We start from the raw sequence: 19,949 nt of genomic DNA, 5'->3' as shown, positions 1-19,949 counted from the left end.
GTACGGCGCCGGCCAGTACAGGCAGATGGGTCAGCGGACGGTCGAAGTTGACCAGACCCTCGTCGGTGTCAGTTACCTCATACAGCACCAGAAAACCCGCGAAGGTGGCCAACACCCAGGCCAGGCCCCCGGCATGGACGGGTCGCAACGCAGCGGCGAGCATCACCACGCCCAGGGCTGCCGACCAGGCGGTGGACTCGTTGAGGACATGCCCGGCATTCGCGGCGTGCGGAATACCCAGATCGGCGCCCAGACCCTGCGCTGTCGCCAGGCCCAGTTGGATCAACCCGACCGCGCCCAGGGCCCACCGCCGCCAGGGGATGGGCCCACCGTCCGACCTGCCCGGCTGCGGTGTCCTCGGCTGCCGGACCGCGGCAAGCTGGGACCGCCCGGCCAGTCGGCGCAGTGCCTGGGTCTGCTCGACTGCCGCGGCCTGCCAGTCGCGGCATGACTCACAGCCGGCCAGGTGCTCGTCGACCCGGGCGGCCGGTATCGGTTCGCGTTCGCCGTCGATACGTGCCGACAGCGCCTCACGAGCGGTGTCGCAGTCCATGTGTCAATAGTCGCGCAGACAGGCCGATTTGTTCCAGCGGATGCTCAGCTTGCAGCCCTCATCCATGGTCGAAGCGACCCGGCCTGGGTTCGCACCGCTTCCCGTCGGCTCAGTACGGCAGTGGCCAGACGACCGCCCGAAAATACATCGGCCCGCCACCCTGGCGGGCGCGGGCCGATGTGCGGTGCGGAAATCAGCGGCGCACGATGGTGGTGCTGGCGTGCACGCTGTTGTCGACGTGCGGGACGTAGACGCGCTGCTGCTGATGCAGGGTCCAGATCAGATCGCCGAGGTCGGCGTGGGCTGCCCCGGCGGTTCCCAGCATGCCCGCGAACAGTCCGCCGGCCAGCAGGCTCGAGATTGCGAAACGCTTCATGATGTTCTCCTCCTTGGTCCGGTCCGGGTGTCTCCCGGCCTGGTGACACCCACATTGCCGGGTTCGGGAGGTGCGCAACATCGAGTGATTCAAGGATTCGTCTGATGATTCGGCCTCCTCTAATCGAAGGAGGGAACCCCTGTGAAGCGTTCGCGGTTCTGCTCGATCTGCGGCTGAGCGGCGACCGCCCAGTTCGCGATTGCCATCACCGGTTCGGTGAAGCTGACGCCGAGGGCAGTGAGCGCATATTCGGTGTGCGGCGGCACTTCGTCGTAGACCGTGCGCGCCACCAGGCCGTCGCGTTCGAGCTTGCGCAGGGTGACGGTGAGCATCCGGTGCGAGATGCCGACGACGGCGCGCTGTAGCGCGTTGAAGCGCAACGGTCCCGCGCTCAGGCACAGGATCACCAGCAGGGTCCACTTGTCGCCGAGCTGGCTCAGCGTCTCGCGCACAATGCGGCACTCAGCACTGTCACCGGCCGCCACCCGGGGTCCGTCAGGTGTCAAGGTGGTCGCGCAGTTGTCAGCGACGGTCACGGTGCGGGTCGTCATGGTTACCCCTGGGAGTTCCTCACGCACCTTCGGGTGCGTTCTTGCGGTGGGTGGTGCACTCGGGAAGGCTCATCGGTAGTTACTTGGAGTGCGTATCCACATTCTTTGTACTCCGAACGAGAGGAAATGTCGTGGCGGCGTTCACCGAACAGGAATTGGCCTACCTCGCCGGCCAGCCGCTGATGCGTTTCGCTTCTGCTTCGCCGACCGGGCGGCCCGACGTGGCAACGGTGGCGTTCTCGGTGGACCGCGACGATATCGTCACCGCCGGCTTCGACATCACCAAGACCGTCCGCTACCGCAATATCGGAGCCAACCCGCGCGCCGCGGTGGTCATCGACGATCTCGCTGCGCTGGATCCCTGGACGCCCCGGGGTGTCAAGATTCGCGGCCGGGTCAGGATCGAAGATAGCGGCGGCGGCCGGCGGTTCCGGATCAGCCCCGAGGTGATCTGGAGTTGGGGCGTCAACGATCCGGGGGAGGGCATCCCGCAGATTGAGCGCCGCGAGGTCACCTCGTGACCGGCTTCGACTTCGCCGCCACGCAGGCACAGGGAGCCGACGGTCCCCGGCCAGGCGCCGGTGCCGCCCGGCTTCGGGATACTGCAACACCGTGATGACCCGGACACCGAAGTTCGGGTCGCTCATCGGGGTGCTGCGCGAGACCACAACTCGAGAGATCAGGTGAAGCCATGTCATTCATGACGCCCCGAGGCACCCGGGGTGCCCGCATGCCTGCCGCGATGAAGCCACTCATCAAAATGGTCAATGGGTTCATCGCCGGCCGGATCGGCAAGACCGGCAAGGCCTTCGGCACCATGCCGGCATTGGTGCTGATCACCACGGGGCGCAAGAGCGGTGTCGAACGGCGCACCCCGTTGGCCTATATCCCCGACGGGCATGGCAACTGGCTGATCATCGCCGCCTACGCCGGGGCGGCCAGCAACCCGGCCTGGTATCACAACATCGGCGCACACCCGGACCGCGTCAGCATCGAACTCGAGGGACGCCCGCACCGGGTCAACGCCGAGGAACTCCACGGCCCGGAGCGAGAAGGGGCCTGGAAAACGATCACCGACGCGAATAAGCGCTTCGCGGATTACCAGGACAAGACCGACCGGGTACTCCCGGTTATCCGGCTCACCGCAACCGGCGAGGGGCCAGCCGATGTGGGATGAGCGACTTCCTGCGATCAGATCGAGCGCATCCCCGTGGGGCGCGTCCAAGTCCTGGCCCGTAAGCCATAGGAAAGTGCGACTGCGCCCGACGTAGCCAATACTGGCCAGATGACCGATCGCAATGTCCTGGGTGGCCCGCTGGATCCGTGCGGCACCGACCCGATGACCGGGTTCTATCGGGATGGCTGCTGCTCGACCGGTGACGAGGATCGCGGATTGCACACCATCTGCGCGGTGGTCACCGCCGAGTTCCTTGAACACCAGCGGTCGATCGGCAATGACCTGAGCACCCCGATGCCGCAGTTCCGGTTCCCCGGCCTGGTCCCGGGGGACCGCTGGTGCGTCACCGCGCTCAACTGGCTGCGCGCCCACGACGACGGCTGCGGCGCCCCGGTGGTGCTGGCCAGCACCCATCAGCGCACCCTCGATGTGGTGCCACTGGAGGTCCTCGAACAGCATGCGGTGGACGTGCCGGATGACTTAACCGGTCTGTGATTCAGGTCGCCGAACCCCCGAATTCGCAAATAACTGTTTGCTGGACTCCCTGAGAAGTCTCACAGGAAGACAAATGTGACCCGGGTCACTAAGAAAAATCTTGGCAGGAAATTCTGCACATAATCCCACTTCAAGAGCGATAAATGGGACGCTTCCAGCACCCTTAGAGCCTTCTGAGCAATATGCGCAAAACTGCGCATATTGCGCACTTTGCTGTTTGCGAGCACAAACGCGACAGGGTAGTAACGCCACACCTACGTTCAACGAAAGGTTAGTAACGCAACGTAGAGGAGTGCGACATGGTCGCCATCGGTTCGATCGGATCCACCTGGCATCCCGGGCGTGGACCGGTGACGATGTGGTCGGCGTCTTCGGCCAGCCGCGAGGCTATGGCACAGGCCGAGCAGGATCTGCTGCCGCCGAGCTTTCAGCAGGCGCAGCATCTGCGGTCGGCGTACTTCGCCAAGACCCTGGGCCGCAAGGTCCCGCGTCTGATCCTGGCCGCCTGGGACGTTGATGGCTGGTGCGACATTGCCGTGATGACCGAGGCGATCAACGCCCACGTCCGTCGCCACGACACCTACCACAGCGCCTTCGAGGTCAGCGGCGACGACGCCGAGATCATCACCCGCCGGACCATCGCCGACCCCGAGCTCATCGAGTTCGTGCCGGCGGCGCTCGGTTTCATGGAGCAGGACGAGATCCGCACCCACGTGCAGTCCTCGACTCCGGGCACCCTGGAGTGGGATTGCTTCACCTTCGGTGTCATCCAGAAGGCGGATCACTTCACCGTTTACGCCAATATCGACCACCTGCACACCGACGGCACGTCGGGCGTGCTGATCTACCGCGACATCAATCAGACCTACCAGGCACTGATGAATGACCGTCCGGCCGCACTGGCGCCGACCGCCGGGTACCGCGACTTCACCGCCAAGCAGCGCGTGCAGGTCGAGACCATGACCCGGGACTCGCGTGCGATCAAGGACTGGGCCGACTTCGCCCACGAGGCCGACGGCAACTGGCCGAGCTTCCCCCTGGAGATTGGCTCCAGCGCCGCCGATGGCGCCGGCCGGGCGATCACCATCGAGCTGCTCAACAATGCGCAGACCGAGGCGTTCGACGCCGCCTGCCGGGCCGCCGGTGCGCGGTTCAGCGGTGGCGTGATGGCCTGCGCCGCGCTCGCTGATCACCAGTTCACCGCTGCCGAGACCTTCCACACCTTCAGCCCGTCGGACACCCGCACCGGTGCGCAGGCCCTGAGCGCCGGCTGGTACGCCAGCCTGTTCCCGGTTTCGGTGGATGTCGAGGACGGCAACTTCGCGCAGATGGCCCGCTCGGCTCAGAAGTCCTTCGATGCCAACAAGCACCTGTCGGCCGTTCCGTTTGAGCGGGCGCTGGACCTGGTCTCGTCCGAAGAACTCGGCGCGCCGCAGTCCAGCCGGCCGATGATGGTGTCGTTGTTCGACTTCCGCAAGCTGGCTGACGCCAACGCCAGTCGGCTCGGGATCTACATCGACGACCTGTCGCACGGCGGTATCAATATGTGGGTCACGCGTAACGCAGACCAGACCATCGCCACGGTGTCCTACCCGGACAATGCGGAGAGCCGGCACTCCGTGCACGAGTACCTCGGTGCACTGCGGGCGGCCTTCCTCGGCGCCGTTGAGATGGCCGGGGACTGGGCCGACGGGTTCGCCGACCAGGCTTTTGCGCATTCTGCTTAGTCGGCCCGTTAAGCTTTCCGGGTGGCCGGAAAGCAGCATCGCATCGACCTGCGGCTCGCAACGCAGATCCTGCTGCTGCAGCTGACGGTGGTAGCGCTGACGCTGGGGATCGCCTTCGCTCTGCTGGCGGTCGTCAGCCAGCGCCGCCTGATCCACGAGTACGGAGTCCGCTCCCTCGATATCGCCCGGGTGGTCGCCGACGGCCCTGCGGTGCGCGCGCAGGTCGCTCGCGACAACGCGAAGCTGCCGACGGTCAACGAGTTGGAGGTTGGCGATCTGCAAAAGCTCGCCGGCCAAGTCCTCCATGCCACCGGCGCGTTGTTCGTCGTGATCACCAACGACAGCGGTATTCGGCTGACCCATCCCAACCCCGCCGAGTTGGGTAAGAAGGTCAGCACTGAGCCGTACGCGGCGCTGACCGGCAAAGAGGAAGTCGTTCAGCAGACCGGCACCATGGGGCCGTCCGTGCGCGCGAAAGTCCCTGTGTTCGCGCCGGATTCGAGCCGGATCGTCGGCCAGGTCAGCGTCGGCATGTCCACCTCGTGGGTTTATCGCCTGCTCAACAGCGACCTGCGGGCCGCACTGATGACCGGCGGTCCCGCGCTGCTGACCGGAGCGGTGCTCTCCCTGCTGCTGGCGCGGCGCTGGCGTAAACAGACGCTGGACCTCCAGCCCACTGAGATGACCGAACTGGTGCGCACACAGGAAGCGGTCCTGCACGGTATCGGTGAAGGTGTGCTGGCCTCCGACACCGACGGCAACACCACCTTCGTCAACGATGAGGCCCGCCGCCTCCTCGAGATCGGTTCCGCCACAGGGCAACCCGTCGATCAGATCGGACTCACCCCGCGAGTGCTGGAGGTGCTGCGGTCCTGCGATCCGACCCCGACGCTGGCGACCGTGGGGGACCGGGTCCTGGTGGTCTCAGCCCGGCCGGTGTCTCGGGAGGGTCAGGAACTGGGAACCGTGCTCGTCATCCGGGATCGCACCGACGTCGAGTCGCTGACCCAGCAGCTCGATGCGGTGCGCCTGATGAGTACCGTGCTGCGCGCTCAGCGCCACGAATATGCCAACCGGCTGCACCTGCTCAACGGACTGCTGCACGGCGGGCACTCCGATGAGGCCTCGCAATACCTTGAGGAACTTCTCGGCTCGGGCCCGCTGGGGTCGGCGCTGCCCGGTATCGACGCCATCCGGGACACCTACCTTCAGGCGCTGCTGGCGGCCAAGGCGGCCGGCGTCAGGGAGGCCGGGGTGACGCTTCGGATCGGGGAGAACACCTGGGTGCCCGGCCAGCTCGCTCTGCCGGTCGACGTGACCACCGTCCTGGGCAACCTTCTCGATAACGCCATCGATGCGGCCCGCACCGGAAGTAGTAGTGCCAAGATCGTGGAAGTGGAACTGCTGCAGGATGATTCGACACTGCACATCACCGTCGCCGACAGCGGCGACGGTGTGGCGCCGGATTTCGCCGATCAGATCTTCCTGGAGGGCACCTCAACCAAGCCGGCATCGGATCTCCCCGGCGGTCGCGGCATCGGGCTGACGCTGGCCCGCCAGATCGCCCGCGCACTGGGTGGGGATATCCGGCTGAGCAGACCGGGCAATCCCGGTACCGAACTGTGCGGTGCGGAATTCATGGCCCAACTGCCGGGTGTGATGGTCAGCGTGATGGCCGAGCAGGCGCGATGAGTAATGCCGACCTGACCGTGCTGGTGGTCGATGACGACTTCCGGGTCGCGCACATGCACGCGGGCATCGTCGAGGCACTGCCCGGCTTCACCGTGGTCGGCACCGCCAACACCCTGGCTGCGGCCCGCAAGGCCGCCCCGGTGGACCTGGCCCTGGTCGACGTGTATCTGCCGGACGGATCCGGGATCGACCTGGTGCGGGAACTGCATGGCGACGCCATGATGCTCAGCGCGGCGACCGAGGCCGAGACCGTACGCTCCGCGATCGCGGCCGGCGCGCTGAGTTATCTGGTCAAGCCGTTCGCCCCGGCCGATCTGGCCGCCCGGTTGTCCGGGTATGCCCGCTATCGCCGGATGCTGGCCGGCCGCAACCTCGGCCAGGGTGACATCGACGCCGCCCTGGACGCGCTGCGGCCCCGGGTCGCCCCCCAGCAGTCGCTGGCCGCCGCCGCGTCACCCACCAAGGATCTGGTCCTCGAGGCGCTGGCCGGTGCGGATACGCCCTTGTCGGCGGCCGAGGTGGCCGCCGCTATCGGAGTATCGCGGGCCACCGCCCAGCGCTACCTGGCCAACCTGGCCACCAGCGGTGAGGTCAAGGTAGGCCTGCGCTACGGCACCACCGGGCGCCCCGAGCAGGAGTTCATCGCGCAACCCAAGGGGCCCACGAGGCTGAAGTGAGTCGCGACGCGCCGGAGTTATCGGACGTGTCAATTGATTTCCACAGCAAACGACCTGCGCGTTCCGAGCAAATCTCCGGCAGTAGCCACCGAAACAGCCACTGAGGCCAAAAGTCCCTACTGGACAATGGGACCTGAGTAGAAGATAGTCATTAGCTGAGGAACCAACCTCGGCAAAGAGTGAGCAACGTTCGCAACACAAAAGGGGATCTCCAACATGAACAGCCAAACGAAGCCGATGATGGCCAGCGGACTGGGTCTGGCCACCGCCGCCGCGATGGTCGCGTCGGCCGTTGCGCTGCCCATCACGCACAGTGTGGCCAGTGTCCCGATGCCGTCGATGTCCAGCGCATTCACCCTGCTGGACTCCGAGCATGAGTGGGAACACGGCAATGGCAACGGATGGGGCAACCCGCACAACGGCTCGTCGAGCTCCAACGTCGGCTCGTCGAGCTGGAGCAGCGACGATGACGGCGAGGATCACGAGGGCGATCACCACCGCGGCTTCGGCAACATCTTCGGCATGATCGGCAACTTCCTGGTCAACAACCAGGCTGAGGTCGAAGCCTTTGCCGCAGGGGTTCCGACCTTCTACCTCGGACCGGTACAGCTGGGTCAGGGTGTGCTCGCAAGCGCGTTCTACACCGGCTACAACGGTTCGGCCACCGGGCTACCGGGCGTGCTCGCCTATGTCACCAGCCAGATCGGTGACGTCACCGCGTTCATCAAGACCGCCGTGCTGGCCGTCACCGGGATGATCCCGGCGATCCCGCTCGGCCCGGTCTGGGTTGGCGGAAGCCGGCTGGCCAACGCCTTCTTCGACGGCTACAACGGTTCGGCGACCGGCCTCGCGGGGATCGTCTCCTACGTGACCTCCTCGCTGGGCCTGCAGGCCGCTCCGGCCACCCCGGCCGCAGCCAAGACCGTCGCGGCGTCCGCCGTGGCGGCACTGCCGCAGACCGCTTCTTCGGTGGCCACTGTCGCGGTGTCGGCGCCGAAGGCGGTCGCCGTCGGCCGCAAGGCCGTGAAGTCGGCTGCTGCGGCCCCGCGTGCTGCCGCTTCGTCGGCCAGCGCGAAGGATGCTCCGAAGGCTGCTGCCGCTTCGCGTCGCGCCAAGTAGTCAGTCAGGCCAAGTAGTCAGTTACTCGGTCACGGGCGGGCGCTGGGCCCCGGTGAGCTAATCGCTCCCGGATGGCCCGGCGGCCGCCCGTGACCTTTTTCAGCCCCTGCCGGGGCCCGCAACCACGTCCACCCCATCGCGCGAGTCAAAGGCCGTGACAGGCGCACCGGCGTGATGGGATCAAAGGCGATGGGACACCGGATGCTCGTGATCGCCGCGCTGACTACGGCGCTGGCTGTCTATTGGCCGGCGCCGCTCACCAGCGCGTCGCCGGCCGCGACGGTGACCGCGGTGACCGCCGCGGACCTTGGCGCCACCTGGCGACCGGAATGCCCGGTGGCCCCGGCTGATCTTCGCCGGGTCGAACTGAATTACACCGGTTTCGACGGGCAGTCACGCCGCGGCGCGCTGGTGGTGCACCGGACCGTCGTCGAGGACGTCATCGCGATCTTCGCCGAGTTGCAACAGCTGAACTATCCGATCCAGCGGATGCAGACCGTCGACCACTACCGGGGCGCCGACGACGAACTGTCCATGCAGGACAACAACACCTCGGCATTCAACTGCCGGCCGTTGCCGGGCAGCACAGCATGGTCGTTGCACGCCTTCGGCCGGGCGATCGACGTCAACCCGCTCATCAATCCCTATCTCGCCGCCGGCGGAGATTTGCAGCCGGCGACCGCGGCCCGCTACCTCGACCGCAACCGCGACGATCCCGGCATCCTGCGAGCGGACTCCCCAGCGGTGCGCGTCTTCACCGATCGCGGCTGGCGCTGGGGCGGCGCATGGCGCAACCCGGTGGACTACCAGCACTTCGAAGTCGGCTGAGGATAGGCTGGACAAGTGTCCAGAACACCGTTGTCGATGATCCCGACCGGCTGGTTCCAGGTCGCATGGTCTGAGGAGATCGGCGTCGGTGCGGTGCACCGGATGACCTACTTCGGCCGGGACATGGTGGCCTGGCGCGCTCGGTCCGGCCGGCTGACCGTGATGGATGCCTACTGCGAACACCTGGGTGCACACCTCGGTCACGGCGGCCACGTCGAGGGTGAGACGATCCAGTGCCCGTTCCACGGCTGGCAGTGGGATGCCGAGGGTCACAACGTCTGCGTCCCGTATGAGTCGCGGCCCAACCGTGGCCGGCGGATGCGGACCTACCCGGTCACCGAGTGCAACGAGTCGGTGTACATCTGGCACGACGTCAACCGCGCCGAGCCCTACTTCGACGTTCCCGACGTCATTGCCGGATTCGGCGACGGCGCCACCGCCGCCGACTACTACCCTCAGCAGCGGCTCTACCGGCCCGCCGAGCATCTGCACCCGCAGTACGTGCTGGAGAACGGCGTCGATTTCGCGCATTTCAAATACGTGCACAAGACGCCGATCGTGCCGCTGTTCACCCGGCATGATTTCGCCGGGCCGATCTCGTATGTGGACTTCACCATCACCTTCGAAGGCGATGACGGACAGGCCATCGACGATGTCCAGAGCGGGGTCGAAGCGATCAATGCCGGCCTGGGAGTGGCCGTCACCAAGAGTTGGGGGATGGTCGACAACCGCACAGTCTCGGCCATCACCCCGATTGATGAGCACAGCTGTGACGTCCGGTTCATGGTCTACATCGGCCGCATCCCCGGAGACGACTCCCCGAAAACCCGTGACAGGGCAACGGCATTCGGGCAGATGGTGATCGATCAGTTCGCGGCGGACATCGAGATCTGGTCACACCAGCGCTATCGCGCAAACCCGGCACTGGCGCCCTCAGAGGCCGAGAGCTTCACCACATTCCGGAAGTGGGCCGGCCGGTTCTATCCCGAAAGTGCAGGCATATGAACAAGGTTCGCGTCTTCCAGGTCGCCACCGGCAACGTCGGCACCGAGATGATCAAACGCATCAGCGCCCACCCGGACCTGGAGTTGGTCGGTCTGCACTGCTACACCGCGGACAAGATCGGCCGAGATGCCGGTGATATCGCCGGTATCGGTCCGGTCGGCGTCAAAGCCACCGGGGCCGTCGATCAGATCATCGCCGCCAAGCCCGACGTGCTCACCTTCCACGGCGTCTTCCCCGACGAGGACCTGTACGTCCGGGTGCTGGAGGCGGGGATCAACATCGTCACCACCGCGGACTGGATCACCGGCTGGCACCGCGACACCAACCATCCGCACGCCAGCGGTAAGCCGGTCACCCAACTGCTCCAAGAGGCCTGTGAGAGAGGTGGATCCACCTTCTACGGCACCGGAATGAATCCCGGTGTCAACCAGATCCTGGGGGTGGTGTGTTCGATCGACGTCGCCGAGATCGAGAACGTCACCACCATCGAGTCCGTCGACGTGTCCTGCCACCACTCGGCAGACACCTGGAAGGAAGTCGGCTACGGACTACCCGTCGACCATCCGGATCTGCCCGGAATGCTGGAAAAATACACCCGGGTATTCGCCGACAGCGTGCTGTTGATGGCCGACTGTTTCGACCTCACTCTCGACGAGGTGAAGTTCGGCTACGAACTCGGCGCCTGCACCGAAGATGTCGACCTCGGCTGGTATCAGCTGCCCAAGGGATCGCTGGGCGCCAACTACATCAAGTACCAGGGGCTGATCGGTGGTGTTCCCAAGATCGAGACCCATCTGGAATGGCAGATGACCCCGCACACCGAGCCGCACTGGGATATCAAGGGCTGCTACATCACTCAGATCATCGGCGACCCGCAGATCTACAACAAGCACATGATCTTCCCCAAGCCAGGCATCGATCTGTCCGACCCGTCGTCGTTCGCCTCCATCGGCATGACGGTCACCGGTATGCCCGCCCTCCACGCCGTCAAAGCGGTGGTGGCCGCTCCGCCCGGATTGCTCACCAGTGCCGATGTCCCCTTGCGGGGCTTTGCCGGCCGCTTCAAGTCGCATAACCACCGATAGTCCCAGGTCACGGATGGCTTCGAGCGGAACGGCATCGGCGGCGCGTGATTAACCGCAGAATGGGGAGATGGAAGAGCGGCGCCGGCTGGGCGTTCAGGACGCGCGGAGACGATTAGGCGTCCAGGACGCACTGTGGCTGGAGATGGATCGCCCCAACAATCTGATGGTGGTCGACTCGGTGGTGTGGACGGCGCAGCCGCTGGACTTCGGCAAGGTGCGCGCCGTCGTCGAGGAACGGCTACTCGACCGCTACCCGGTATTCCGCAGTCTGGCGGTCAGGGACGACGACGGCTCCTGGTGGTGGGAGCGTGACGAGAACTTCGATTTCGACAATCACGTCGCGCTCATCTCGCTGAAGAAGCCCAACGACCCGCGTGCTCTGCAGGAGCTGGTGGGTGCGCATCGCACCGAGATGCTGGATCGGAATCGGCCGCTGTGGCAGGCGATCTGGGTCAAGCGCTATCGCGGCGGAAGCGCCATGATCCTGCGCAGCCACCATGCCATCGCCGACGGTATGCGGATGGTGCAGCTGTCGATGAGCATGTTCGACGCGACGCCGCAGGGCGGCCCGATCATGGCGCCGGCGGTGACTCAGCAGGGTGCCCATCCGCATCCGCCCGGACAGTCGCTGGCCCAGCGGGTCAGGGCCACCGCGGCCGAAGCGACCCGCGCTGCGGGGACCGCGATCTCCCGGGTGGCAGGTGCGGTCGGCGGTCTGGCCGATGCCCCGCAGGTGCTCCAGCAGGCCGGCCGGATGGGCCGGTTCGCGCTGCGCAACCCGCTGGGAGCGGGCGACACACTGGTGAATACGGTCCAGGCGACCGGTGCCGCCCTGGCCCAGACCGTGCGGTCGGCGCTGCCCGGCGGCGGCTCGATCGTCGATGTGTTCTCGTCCGCGCCCGGCGACGTCGACACCCTGCGCAAGCTGTTGATCGGCACCCGCAACGACGCCACCATCTGGACCGGTCCGGCCGGGGGCGAGAAGAGCGTGGCGTGGTCGGAGCCGCTATCGCTGCCGGCCATCCGGGCGGTCGCCAAGGCCAACCGCTGCACCGTCAACGACGTGCTGGTGGCCACCGTGGCCGGCACGCTGCATGACTACCTCAAGGCCCACGACGCGCGCTGCGCTTCGGTGACCTTCATGGTTCCGGTGAACCTCAAGCCGCTCGATCTGACGCTGCCCGACACCCTCGGCAATGAGTTCGCCCTGGTCCAACTGGAACTGCCCACCGACGAACCCGACGCCGGCAAGGTGCTGGAGGCGGCCAAGCGCCGGATGGACCGCATCAAGCTCGGTCACGAGGCGGCGGTGGCGTTCCGGTTGCAGGAGACCATCGCCGGATTCAGCAGAAGCCTGTACGAGGCTTCGGTGGATCTGTTTGCCAACCGCACACTGGGAACACTGACGAATGTGCCCGGGCCGCCGATGCCGGTGTATCTCGCCGGCAGTCTGGTCGACGGCATGGTCGGGTGGGCGCCGGTCTCGGGTGATCAGCCGATGAGCTTCACGATTTACAGCTACGACGGAGAGGTGACCGTCGGAATCGCCTGTGACACAAAGCTTGTCCCCGACCACGAGACGATCGTCGATGGTTTCTCAGGCGCATTCGCCCGGTTGGTCGACGCCACACCGGGCGCCGATCTCATGCAGATCACCTGGGGCGGTGCGGGGCGGGGTCCTTGGCAGGGACCTGGGAAGGGCCCTGGGAGAGGTCGCGACCGAAAGCGATGAGGGCGCGACGGCCGATGGCCAGGATCGATTCATCGAAGTCATAGCCGTCCCGATAGGACAGTTCGAGGATGCGGTCGGCCATCTCCACGGCCACCAGCATGGCGCGGGGATCGGTGTCGGCGGGGATCAGTCCGGCGTCGACCAGGATCGTGTGCAGGCGGCCGGCGAGCGCCTGCATGCGGGCCCGGACGTAAGCGGTGACCGCCGGCGAGGTGCGTCCGCCCATCCAGACGCGCGCAGTGCTGGGGTGCTCCTGGTAGTAGTGCACATGCAGGTCGATCTCGTTGTTGAGCAACTGGGCGACAGAGGTGATCTTCCAGGTCTGCTCGGCCTGGACGCAGCGGGCATCGAGTTCGGCGCACTGCCGCTCGAGGAGGTCACCGAGGATGGCTTCCCGGTCCGGGAAGAACCTGTACAGCGAGGGGTAGGAGACGCCGGCGCGGTCGGCGATGGCGCGGGTGGTCGCGGCGTCGATGCCCTGCTCGTCGGCGATGGCGGCGGCCGCGTCGAGGATGCGGGTGACCGTCTGGCGGCTGCGTTCCTGCACCGGCACCCGGCGGGTCACACTCGCGGTCGTCACCGACGTCGTCCTTTCGCCCGGGAATCCCTTGACAGCTCCGGGCAAAAATATAACATTGTTAGTGTTTAGACCAGCGCTCGTGAATCGGGAGTCCGAAAATGTCCGTCACCACGCTCAACAAGGCGCGCCCCACCGAACCGTTGGCCGGCCATGTCGACGTCCTGATCGTCGGCGCCGGCATCTCCGGGATCGGGCTCGGCCACTACCTGGTCACGATGCAGCCCGGCCGTTCGTTCGCGATCGTCGACGGCCGTGACACCATCGGCGGCACCTGGGACCTGTTCCGCTACCCGGGTATCCGATCGGACTCCGATCTGCACACCTTCGGTTACGAATTCAAGCCGTGGACGTCGGACAACGCGATCGCCAGCGCCGAGGAAATCCTCAACTACATGCATCAGGTCGTCGACGAGGACGGTCTGGGTAAGCGTATCTACTTCCAGCACAGGGTGATCCGGGCGGACTTCGACACCGACACCGCGCAGTGGACCGTGACCCTCGAGCGCAACGGTAAGCAGTGGCAGGTCACCGCGAACTGGCTGTTCGGCGCGACCGGCTACTACGACTACGCGGCCGGTCACCGGCCGCACTTCGACGGTGAAGAGGACTTCGAGGGCACCATCGTGCACCCGCAGTTCTGGCCCGAGGATCTCGATTACAAGGACAAGCACGTCGTCGTCATCGGCAGCGGTGCCACCGCCGTCACCCTGATTCCGGCGATGGCCGGCGACACCGCCCACATCACCATGCTGCAGCGTTCGCCCACCTACGTGATGCCGCTGCCGAAGAAGGATCCGATCGCCAACGGTCTGCGGAAGATCCTGCCGGAGAAGACCGCCTACAAGGTCACCCGCGAGCTGAACAAGGGCCGGCAGCGGTTCATCTACAACCTCGGGCAGAACCATCCCAAGATCGCCAAGCGCATCATCCGCGCCTTCAACGCCGCGGCGCTGCCCAAGGGCTATGACATCGACACCCATTTCAGCCCGACCTACAAGCCGTGGGATCAGCGGCTGTGTGCGGTGCCGGACAACGATCTGTTCCAGGCGATCTCCAGGGGCAAGGCCGAGGTGGTAACCGACAAGATCGTGCGCTTCACCAAGACCGGCATCCTGCTGGAGTCGGGCCGGGAACTGAAGGCGGACATCATCATCAGCGCCACCGGCCTGAAGCTGCTCCCGTTCGGCGGGATCGCAGTCTCCGTCGACGGCGAGGCCAAGGATCCGCACGACACCGTGGTCTACAAGAGCTTCATGCTCTCGGGTGTGCCGAACCTCGCGTTCGCCTTCGGCTACACCAACTCGTCCTGGACGCTCAAAGTCGATCTGGTTTGCGAGCACCTGTGCCGACTGATGTCCTATATGGATCAGCACGGCTACAACGCCGTGGTACCCGTCTGCGACGACCCGTCCATCGAGTTGCGACCGATGCTGGACTTCCCGGCCGGCTACATCACCCGCGCCATCGACCTGTTCCCGCAGCAGGGAACGAGCGGGCCGTGGACCGTGGAGATGAACTTCAAGGCCGATCGCGCGCGGCTGCGCAAGGGCCCGGTCGAGGACGCCGCACTGCGGTTCTCCTCGGTCGCCCACTCGACTGCGACCGCCGGAGCGGCCCGGGCATGAGCCGTCCTGCCTTCATCGAGGTGGACGGCCGACGTGTCCGGGTGCGGGTCGATGGTGACCAGCACAACCAGCCGGTGCTGCTGGTGCACGGCATCGGCCGCAGCCTGGAGGACTGGGATCCGCAGTACGAGCGGCTAGCCGCCGACTATCGCGTGATCGCCGTGGACGTGCCGGGTTTCGGATTCTCCGACCGGCCCGACGGCCCGATCACGTTGTCCGCCTTCGCCAAAGGGGTGCTGGGCGCCGCCGACGCACTCGGCGAGACCCGGCCGCTGCATGTCGTCGGTAACTCACTGGGCGGGGCGATCGCTCTGCAGACCCTGGCCAACCGGCCTGAGCGGGTCGCCAGCTTGACGCTGGTCGATCCCGCCGGTTTCGGCCGCGAGGTGACCATGCTGCTGCGGATGCTGACGGTGCCCGGCCTCGGACAGTTGAGTACACGTCGGCCCACCCGCGCGAGCGCGCGACTGCTGGAACGGACGATCTTCGCCGATCCGGCACTGGCCACCAAGGCGCGGATCGACCATGCGCTGGCGATCGGACGACAACCGCACTCCGGGTCGGTGTTGCGCGAGACCGCCGTCGCCCTGGGCACACCGGCTCGCGGGGTCAAACCCGGTTGGCGCCGGCAACTGGCCGCCTTCGCCGCCCTGCATCCGCGGCCCACGCTGGTGATGTGGGGAGAGCGCGACCGCGTGCTACCGGCCCATCACCTCAATGAAGCCCGGCGGGTGCTCCCGCACGCCGAGACCCACCTGCTACCCGGGGTGGGGCATATGCCACAGATCGAGTGTCCCGATGAGTTCGCCGATCTGCTGCTGCCTTTTCTGGCGAGGGTGACCCAAACCGGCTGATCTCAGGCCCTGCGTGCGTGCGTCGCGTCTGCGTGGGTGCCGAAGCCCTGTGTCGCAGCGGTGTCGCTCTCGGGGTGGCGGCCGGTGCCGCCGCCGCGGTCTTGTCGTAGGGCACCGGTGGTCCGTAGGGGTCGACTGCTCCGGCGTAGACCGGTGGACCGCCGACCCCGTAGGCACCCGGCACCGTGGTACCGAACGGCCGGTTCGCCGGATCATCGCTCAGATAGGCGATCCCGTTATCCCAGCCGGTCGGGATGGCCGTCACGAAGTCGACGATCGTCGTGATCGGGTCGGGAAAGTACAGCGGATTGGCCATTGTCGGTGTGCCCGGATTGATGGTGCGGTCATAGGCCGTCTCGACCAGCACACGCAGTGGCGGGTCCAGCAGAGCAGCGATCAGCGGACCGATCAGGGGCAGGGCGGCGACCGGCGTCAACATCGGCAGCGTCGGCGTCGGAATCAGGTAGTACGTCGAATCCCGGTACTGCCCTTGCAATTCCGGTGTGCCGATCCGCAACGGTTCCAGGTGCACGAAGTAGTACCCGGCGATCGCGTTGGCCAACGCGAGAACGTTGAACGGGTTGGTGGGGGCATCCGACATCAGGTCGTACTGTCCCGCCACATCCACGGTTGTCAAAGGCGCCGATTCCGGTGAGTCGGTCGGCGTCGCACCGTTGAACGTCACCCCGAGGAAGGGGATGAACAACCCGGGCACCCGTGCCAGGATCCCGCCATTGGGCCGGTTCGGATTGGCCAGCATCACGAAGTTCACCGTTGCGGTCGCTGGATCGGCGATCAGGGTGATCTTCTCGTTGCTCGCGATCGTCGCGCTCTGGGAGTACCCGAACACCACGTAGGAGGAATCGGTCAGTGCAGCGGTCGCGGTGCGGGTGTAGGGCGGCTGCGTCTGGATGCACGCGCTGCCGCGGATGCAGGCGTCCAGATTGGCCATCCCGGCCGCAACCGAGTCGTCGAAGCTGGGCGTGCGCGGGCCGCTGAGCCAGCCGATCGTCTCGGGGGTGTACACGCCCACCCGGGTGCACGCCGCGGCGCACAGGCCGGTGCCGGTGACGTACTTGTCGTTCATGGTGTCGATGTAGTAGCCGACCCAATCCGACGGTTGCGGCGGCACTTCCAGCGGGTTGAAGGTGCCGCCCATCGACAGCGACGTCGACGCCCAGCCGGACTGGGCGGTCGCGAGCGCGGCGGCGGTCAGCAGAGCCGCGATACCGCTGCGGTACCCAGCGCCCATCGTGATCCGCCTTTGGTCGGCCTCCAGATAACCCACTGAACCTACCAACTCAATGGTCAGAACGGGGGCAACCGCGCTGCGAGCTAACTGACGGGAACGTCGAGGATGGCGCGTGGCACGCCTGCGCCGGGGCCGTCGAAGTGCCACCACTCACCGGAGTACACCGTCAGTCCGCCGGTCGCCATCGCGGTGCGCAGAACAGCCCGGTTGGCTTGCTGCTGGGCGGTGACACCGTCGGTCGCGTAGGCGGTCGCGTGCGGGGAGAAGTCGTCGAAGTCGGTGCCCATGTCGATCAGCCGGCCGCCGCGGGCGATGGTCACATCCACCGACCGTCCGCTCTCATGGCTGCGCGCGTACGGGCCGGGCCTGGCCACCCAGGCGGGGTTCGGCACCGCCTCGAACATCCGCACCTGAACCTCGTGCGGGCGATAGCAATCCCAGAACACCAACGTCGCGCCCTGGGCGGCCAGGGCGGCTGCCGCCGTCGTCAATCCGGGCGCCAGGGATTCGTGCACCAGGCAGCGGGCACCGGCCGGATACAGCGGTGCACCGACGAAGTTGTCGGCGGACCCATAGCGGAGGTCGACGATCGCGTCCGGTACCACCGAGCGCACATCGATGAAACCGGCGGCGCGGGCCTGCGGGGAGACCGGTGGCACCGCGGGGTCCGGGGCGGCGTACGCGCTCGGCGCCGCCACCACAGCCGTGGCGACCAGAGCGGCCGTCAGGTGGGTGCGCATAGGTTCATTGTCCCCGTCCGCGATGTAACGGAATACGCCCACCGTCGGATAGACCGGCATAGGCGCGGTTTCCGGCGGAGGTGGGTCGACATGCGCAGTGCACTGAGCACCGGGTCGCGGATACCGGTGGGCATCACCGCACTGGGCGCTGCCGTGGCCGTGTGGGCCGCCCCGCAGGCGCTGGCGGAACCGGTTGATGCCCCCCCGGCCCCGCAGGCCGAGGTCGTCGCCGCAACAACCGCATCCTCGGTGGTTCCGCCGGACGGGGTGCCGCACCTGCCGAGTCCGGACAGCCTGCCGCCCGGAACCACCCAGATCGAGCCCGAACACCGCAACTTGAGTTACCTGCGCGACATCTGGAACGCGGTGCGCAACCAGGACGTCACGATGTCCCAGGCGCTGCTCCTGATCGCCCAGCGTCCGATGGACGCACCGACGACGGGGATGTCTCCGCACCCGGTTTCGGTGGAGTCGACGCCCTAGCTAGCCGAGGCTGACCACAGCCTCGTTGCGGCGCAGGAACGGCAGCGTCCACGGCGGGTCGTAGAACCAGCTCAGCGGATCCCCGGCGGGCTCGATCCTGTTGTCCCGCAGTGTCTTCAGCAACTCCTCGGCCTTCGCCGCCACCGCCCGGGGGTTCGGCAGGCCGGCGTATCGGAGCACGGCCACCCGCTCGGGCGCGACGCTCACCAGTCGTACCCGGTCATCGTTGGGCGTGGGAAGGCTGTCCAGCGAGTGCTCCGAGGGCATGAAGAAGCGGATCACCCACCGCCCGTCCGCGTCACGCTGGGCCGCCACCGGGGCGGTCATGGCGATCTTCTCGCTCTGCTGGGCGACCGGGGCGGTCATGGCGATCTTCGTCCGGCCGGTGTTGCCGCCGAAGATATAGCCCGCCAGCCGACGGAAGCCCTCGTTGCGGGAGGCTTCCTCATCGGCGTCGATGGTGGTCTCAGCCGCGATCCGCGGCCCGTACTGGCGGATCTCGACATCACCGATCCGGCGTTCCAGGGTGAAGGCAGGTTCCTCGGTGCCGCTCCGGATACCGACGATCGACCCGCCGGCTTCGGCGACCTGGCCCAGCACTCCGACGATCTTGTTCAGCATGTTGCGTCCTCTCCTTGCCTCGATTATCCCGCTGTGGCTCCCGGTGATGATTCGGCGAGGGGCCCTCCGCTCAGGAGTGTGATTGGCGAGAGCACATTTTTGTCGGACCGGCTCCCTAGAATCGAAGGTATGTTCGACTCAGATGTGCCCGGGCTGTTGTCGGAGATGACCGAAGCCCAGCGGTCCGAGCGGGCGGCGGTGGCCCGGCGGTTGTTGGCGGCCGGAAGGTTGTGTCAGGTGCGGATGGCTGGTCGTGATGGCATGGATCGGTTGAACTGGTGCATCGACAACTGGGAGGCCGTCGCGGCGGAAGTGAGTGCCGAGCTGGGTATCAGCCGGGCGCGGGCCTCGTCGCAGATGAACTACGGGGTGGCTTTGCTGGAGCAGTTGCCGAAGCTCGGCGCCGCGATGGCGGCCGGCGAGGTCGATTTCCGGGTGATCGCGGTGGCGGTGTTCCGCACCGGTTTGATCACCGATGCCGAGGTGCTTGCGGCCATCGATGCGAAACTTGCCGCCGCGGCGCCGCGGTGGAACGCCCTGTCGAGGAACAGGGTCGTGGAACTGGTGGATCGATGGGTCCGCCACTTTGATCCTGCAGCGGAGCGGGCGGCGCGGGATTCCGATGAAGACCGTCACGTGGAGATCGGTCCGTCGCGGGATGGGTTGGCGGATTTCTGGGGTGCGGTGCGCGCTCCGGATGCCGCGGCGTTGGATCGGCGGTTGGATCAGCTGGCTTCCACGGTGTGCCGTGCTGATTCGCGTACGAAACGGCAGCGT

General features: G+C 66.5%; 21 protein-coding genes and 1 pseudogene. 15 read left to right on the top strand and 7 right to left on the bottom strand.

All coding sequences use genetic code 11. From position 1 onward, the window contains the following. From ACR2JI_RS12795 to ACR2JI_RS12785, 3 genes are all read right to left on the bottom strand, one after another. On the bottom strand, positions 1–553 hold a 553-nt coding region (locus ACR2JI_RS12795), incomplete at its 3' end, for a zf-HC2 domain-containing protein (protein ID WP_526390469.1). A 193-nt stretch (positions 554–746) separates the two neighbouring features. Beyond that, positions 747–929: a hypothetical protein gene (locus tag ACR2JI_RS12790; protein ID WP_526390467.1), complete on the bottom strand. Its 183-nt coding sequence runs from the start codon at positions 927–929 to the stop codon at positions 747–749. 119 nt (positions 930–1,048) lie between these two features. Further along, positions 1,049–1,480 (bottom strand): winged helix-turn-helix transcriptional regulator, encoded by a 432-nt coding sequence (locus tag ACR2JI_RS12785; protein WP_526390465.1) that lies wholly within the window; start codon positions 1,478–1,480, stop codon positions 1,049–1,051. Positions 1,481–1,611: 131 nt separating this feature from the next. On the opposite strand from ACR2JI_RS12785, the gene ACR2JI_RS12780 reads away from it, so the two are divergent. From ACR2JI_RS12780 to ACR2JI_RS12730, 11 genes are all read left to right on the top strand, one after another. Next, positions 1,612–2,001: a PPOX class F420-dependent oxidoreductase gene (locus ACR2JI_RS12780; protein ID WP_526390463.1), complete on the top strand. Its 390-nt coding sequence runs from the start codon at positions 1,612–1,614 to the stop codon at positions 1,999–2,001. A gap of 209 nt (positions 2,002–2,210) precedes the next feature. Further along, positions 2,211–2,657 carry a nitroreductase/quinone reductase family protein gene (locus ACR2JI_RS12775; protein WP_526390461.1) on the top strand — a complete coding sequence of 149 codons (447 nt, stop codon included), beginning with the start codon at positions 2,211–2,213 and terminating at the stop codon, positions 2,655–2,657. A 108-nt stretch (positions 2,658–2,765) separates the two neighbouring features. Next, positions 2,766–3,152 (top strand): DUF2237 family protein, encoded by a 387-nt coding sequence (locus ACR2JI_RS12770; protein ID WP_526390459.1) that lies wholly within the window; start codon positions 2,766–2,768, stop codon positions 3,150–3,152. A 299-nt stretch (positions 3,153–3,451) separates the two neighbouring features. Then, positions 3,452–4,879 (top strand): condensation domain-containing protein, encoded by a 1,428-nt coding sequence (locus tag ACR2JI_RS12765; protein ID WP_526390457.1) that lies wholly within the window; start codon positions 3,452–3,454, stop codon positions 4,877–4,879. 21 nt (positions 4,880–4,900) lie between these two features. After that, positions 4,901–6,571 carry a sensor histidine kinase gene (locus tag ACR2JI_RS12760; protein ID WP_526390455.1) on the top strand — a complete coding sequence of 557 codons (1,671 nt, stop codon included), beginning with the start codon at positions 4,901–4,903 and terminating at the stop codon, positions 6,569–6,571. Beyond that, the gene (locus ACR2JI_RS12755; RefSeq protein WP_526390453.1) at positions 6,568–7,248 is read left to right on the top strand and encodes a response regulator; all 681 of its coding nucleotides are present in this window, start codon (positions 6,568–6,570) and stop codon (positions 7,246–7,248) included. The genes ACR2JI_RS12760 and ACR2JI_RS12755 overlap by 4 nt, the downstream gene beginning before the upstream one ends. Before the next feature lie 216 nt (positions 7,249–7,464). Then, positions 7,465–8,367: a hypothetical protein gene (locus ACR2JI_RS12750; RefSeq protein WP_526390451.1), complete on the top strand. Its 903-nt coding sequence runs from the start codon at positions 7,465–7,467 to the stop codon at positions 8,365–8,367. Between the two features lie 201 nt (positions 8,368–8,568). Further along, the gene (locus tag ACR2JI_RS12745) at positions 8,569–9,195 is read left to right on the top strand and encodes a M15 family metallopeptidase (RefSeq protein ID WP_526390471.1); all 627 of its coding nucleotides are present in this window, start codon (positions 8,569–8,571) and stop codon (positions 9,193–9,195) included. Positions 9,196–9,210: 15 nt separating this feature from the next. Further along, positions 9,211–10,200, top strand: coding sequence for a Rieske 2Fe-2S domain-containing protein (locus tag ACR2JI_RS12740; protein ID WP_526390449.1), 990 nt, complete (start codon positions 9,211–9,213; stop codon positions 10,198–10,200). After that, positions 10,197–11,285, top strand: a complete 1,089-nt coding sequence (locus ACR2JI_RS12735; protein WP_526390447.1) for an NAD(P)H-dependent amine dehydrogenase family protein — start codon at positions 10,197–10,199, stop codon at positions 11,283–11,285. The genes ACR2JI_RS12740 and ACR2JI_RS12735 overlap by 4 nt, the downstream gene beginning before the upstream one ends. Positions 11,286–11,352: 67 nt before the next feature. Then, the gene (locus ACR2JI_RS12730) at positions 11,353–13,017 is read left to right on the top strand and encodes a WS/DGAT domain-containing protein (protein ID WP_526390445.1); all 1,665 of its coding nucleotides are present in this window, start codon (positions 11,353–11,355) and stop codon (positions 13,015–13,017) included. Here the strand turns inward: ACR2JI_RS12730 and ACR2JI_RS12725 are convergent. After that, positions 12,938–13,597, bottom strand: coding sequence for a TetR/AcrR family transcriptional regulator (locus ACR2JI_RS12725; RefSeq protein WP_526390443.1), 660 nt, complete (start codon positions 13,595–13,597; stop codon positions 12,938–12,940). The genes ACR2JI_RS12730 and ACR2JI_RS12725 overlap by 80 nt on opposite strands. A 98-nt stretch (positions 13,598–13,695) precedes the next feature. Here ACR2JI_RS12725 and ACR2JI_RS12720 point away from each other — a divergent pair, with 98 nt between their 5' ends. Beyond that, the gene (locus ACR2JI_RS12720; protein ID WP_526390441.1) at positions 13,696–15,222 is read left to right on the top strand and encodes a flavin-containing monooxygenase; all 1,527 of its coding nucleotides are present in this window, start codon (positions 13,696–13,698) and stop codon (positions 15,220–15,222) included. Then, positions 15,219–16,076 carry an alpha/beta fold hydrolase gene (locus ACR2JI_RS12715; RefSeq protein WP_526390439.1) on the top strand — a complete coding sequence of 286 codons (858 nt, stop codon included), beginning with the start codon at positions 15,219–15,221 and terminating at the stop codon, positions 16,074–16,076. The genes ACR2JI_RS12720 and ACR2JI_RS12715 overlap by 4 nt, the downstream gene beginning before the upstream one ends. A 355-nt stretch (positions 16,077–16,431) precedes the next feature. On the opposite strand, the pseudogene ACR2JI_RS12710 reads toward ACR2JI_RS12715, so the two are convergent. Further along, positions 16,432–17,163, bottom strand: a pseudogene (locus ACR2JI_RS12710) (PE-PPE domain-containing protein); the annotation flags it as partial. A gap of 248 nt (positions 17,164–17,411) precedes the next feature. Then, the gene (locus ACR2JI_RS12705; RefSeq protein WP_526390437.1) at positions 17,412–18,068 is read right to left on the bottom strand and encodes a M15 family metallopeptidase; all 657 of its coding nucleotides are present in this window, start codon (positions 18,066–18,068) and stop codon (positions 17,412–17,414) included. 90 nt (positions 18,069–18,158) lie between these two features. Here ACR2JI_RS12705 and ACR2JI_RS12700 point away from each other — a divergent pair, with 90 nt between their 5' ends. Continuing rightward, positions 18,159–18,551, top strand: coding sequence for a hypothetical protein (locus ACR2JI_RS12700; RefSeq protein WP_526390435.1), 393 nt, complete (start codon positions 18,159–18,161; stop codon positions 18,549–18,551). Here the strand turns inward: ACR2JI_RS12700 and ACR2JI_RS12695 are convergent, their stop codons facing one another. After that, positions 18,552–19,172, bottom strand: coding sequence for a heme-binding protein (locus tag ACR2JI_RS12695; protein WP_526390433.1), 621 nt, complete (start codon positions 19,170–19,172; stop codon positions 18,552–18,554). It lies immediately after the preceding gene. 129 nt (positions 19,173–19,301) lie between these two features. On the opposite strand from ACR2JI_RS12695, the gene ACR2JI_RS12690 reads away from it, so the two are divergent. Further along, positions 19,302–19,949 (top strand): DUF222 domain-containing protein (locus ACR2JI_RS12690; RefSeq protein ID WP_526390431.1); only part of this gene is annotated, 648 nt, incomplete at its 3' end.

It is taken from the genome of Mycobacterium sp., assembly GCF_051006775.1.
GTDB lineage: Bacteria > Actinomycetota > Actinomycetes > Mycobacteriales > Mycobacteriaceae > Mycobacterium.
This window is presented reverse-complemented; position numbering and strand designations above follow the sequence as displayed.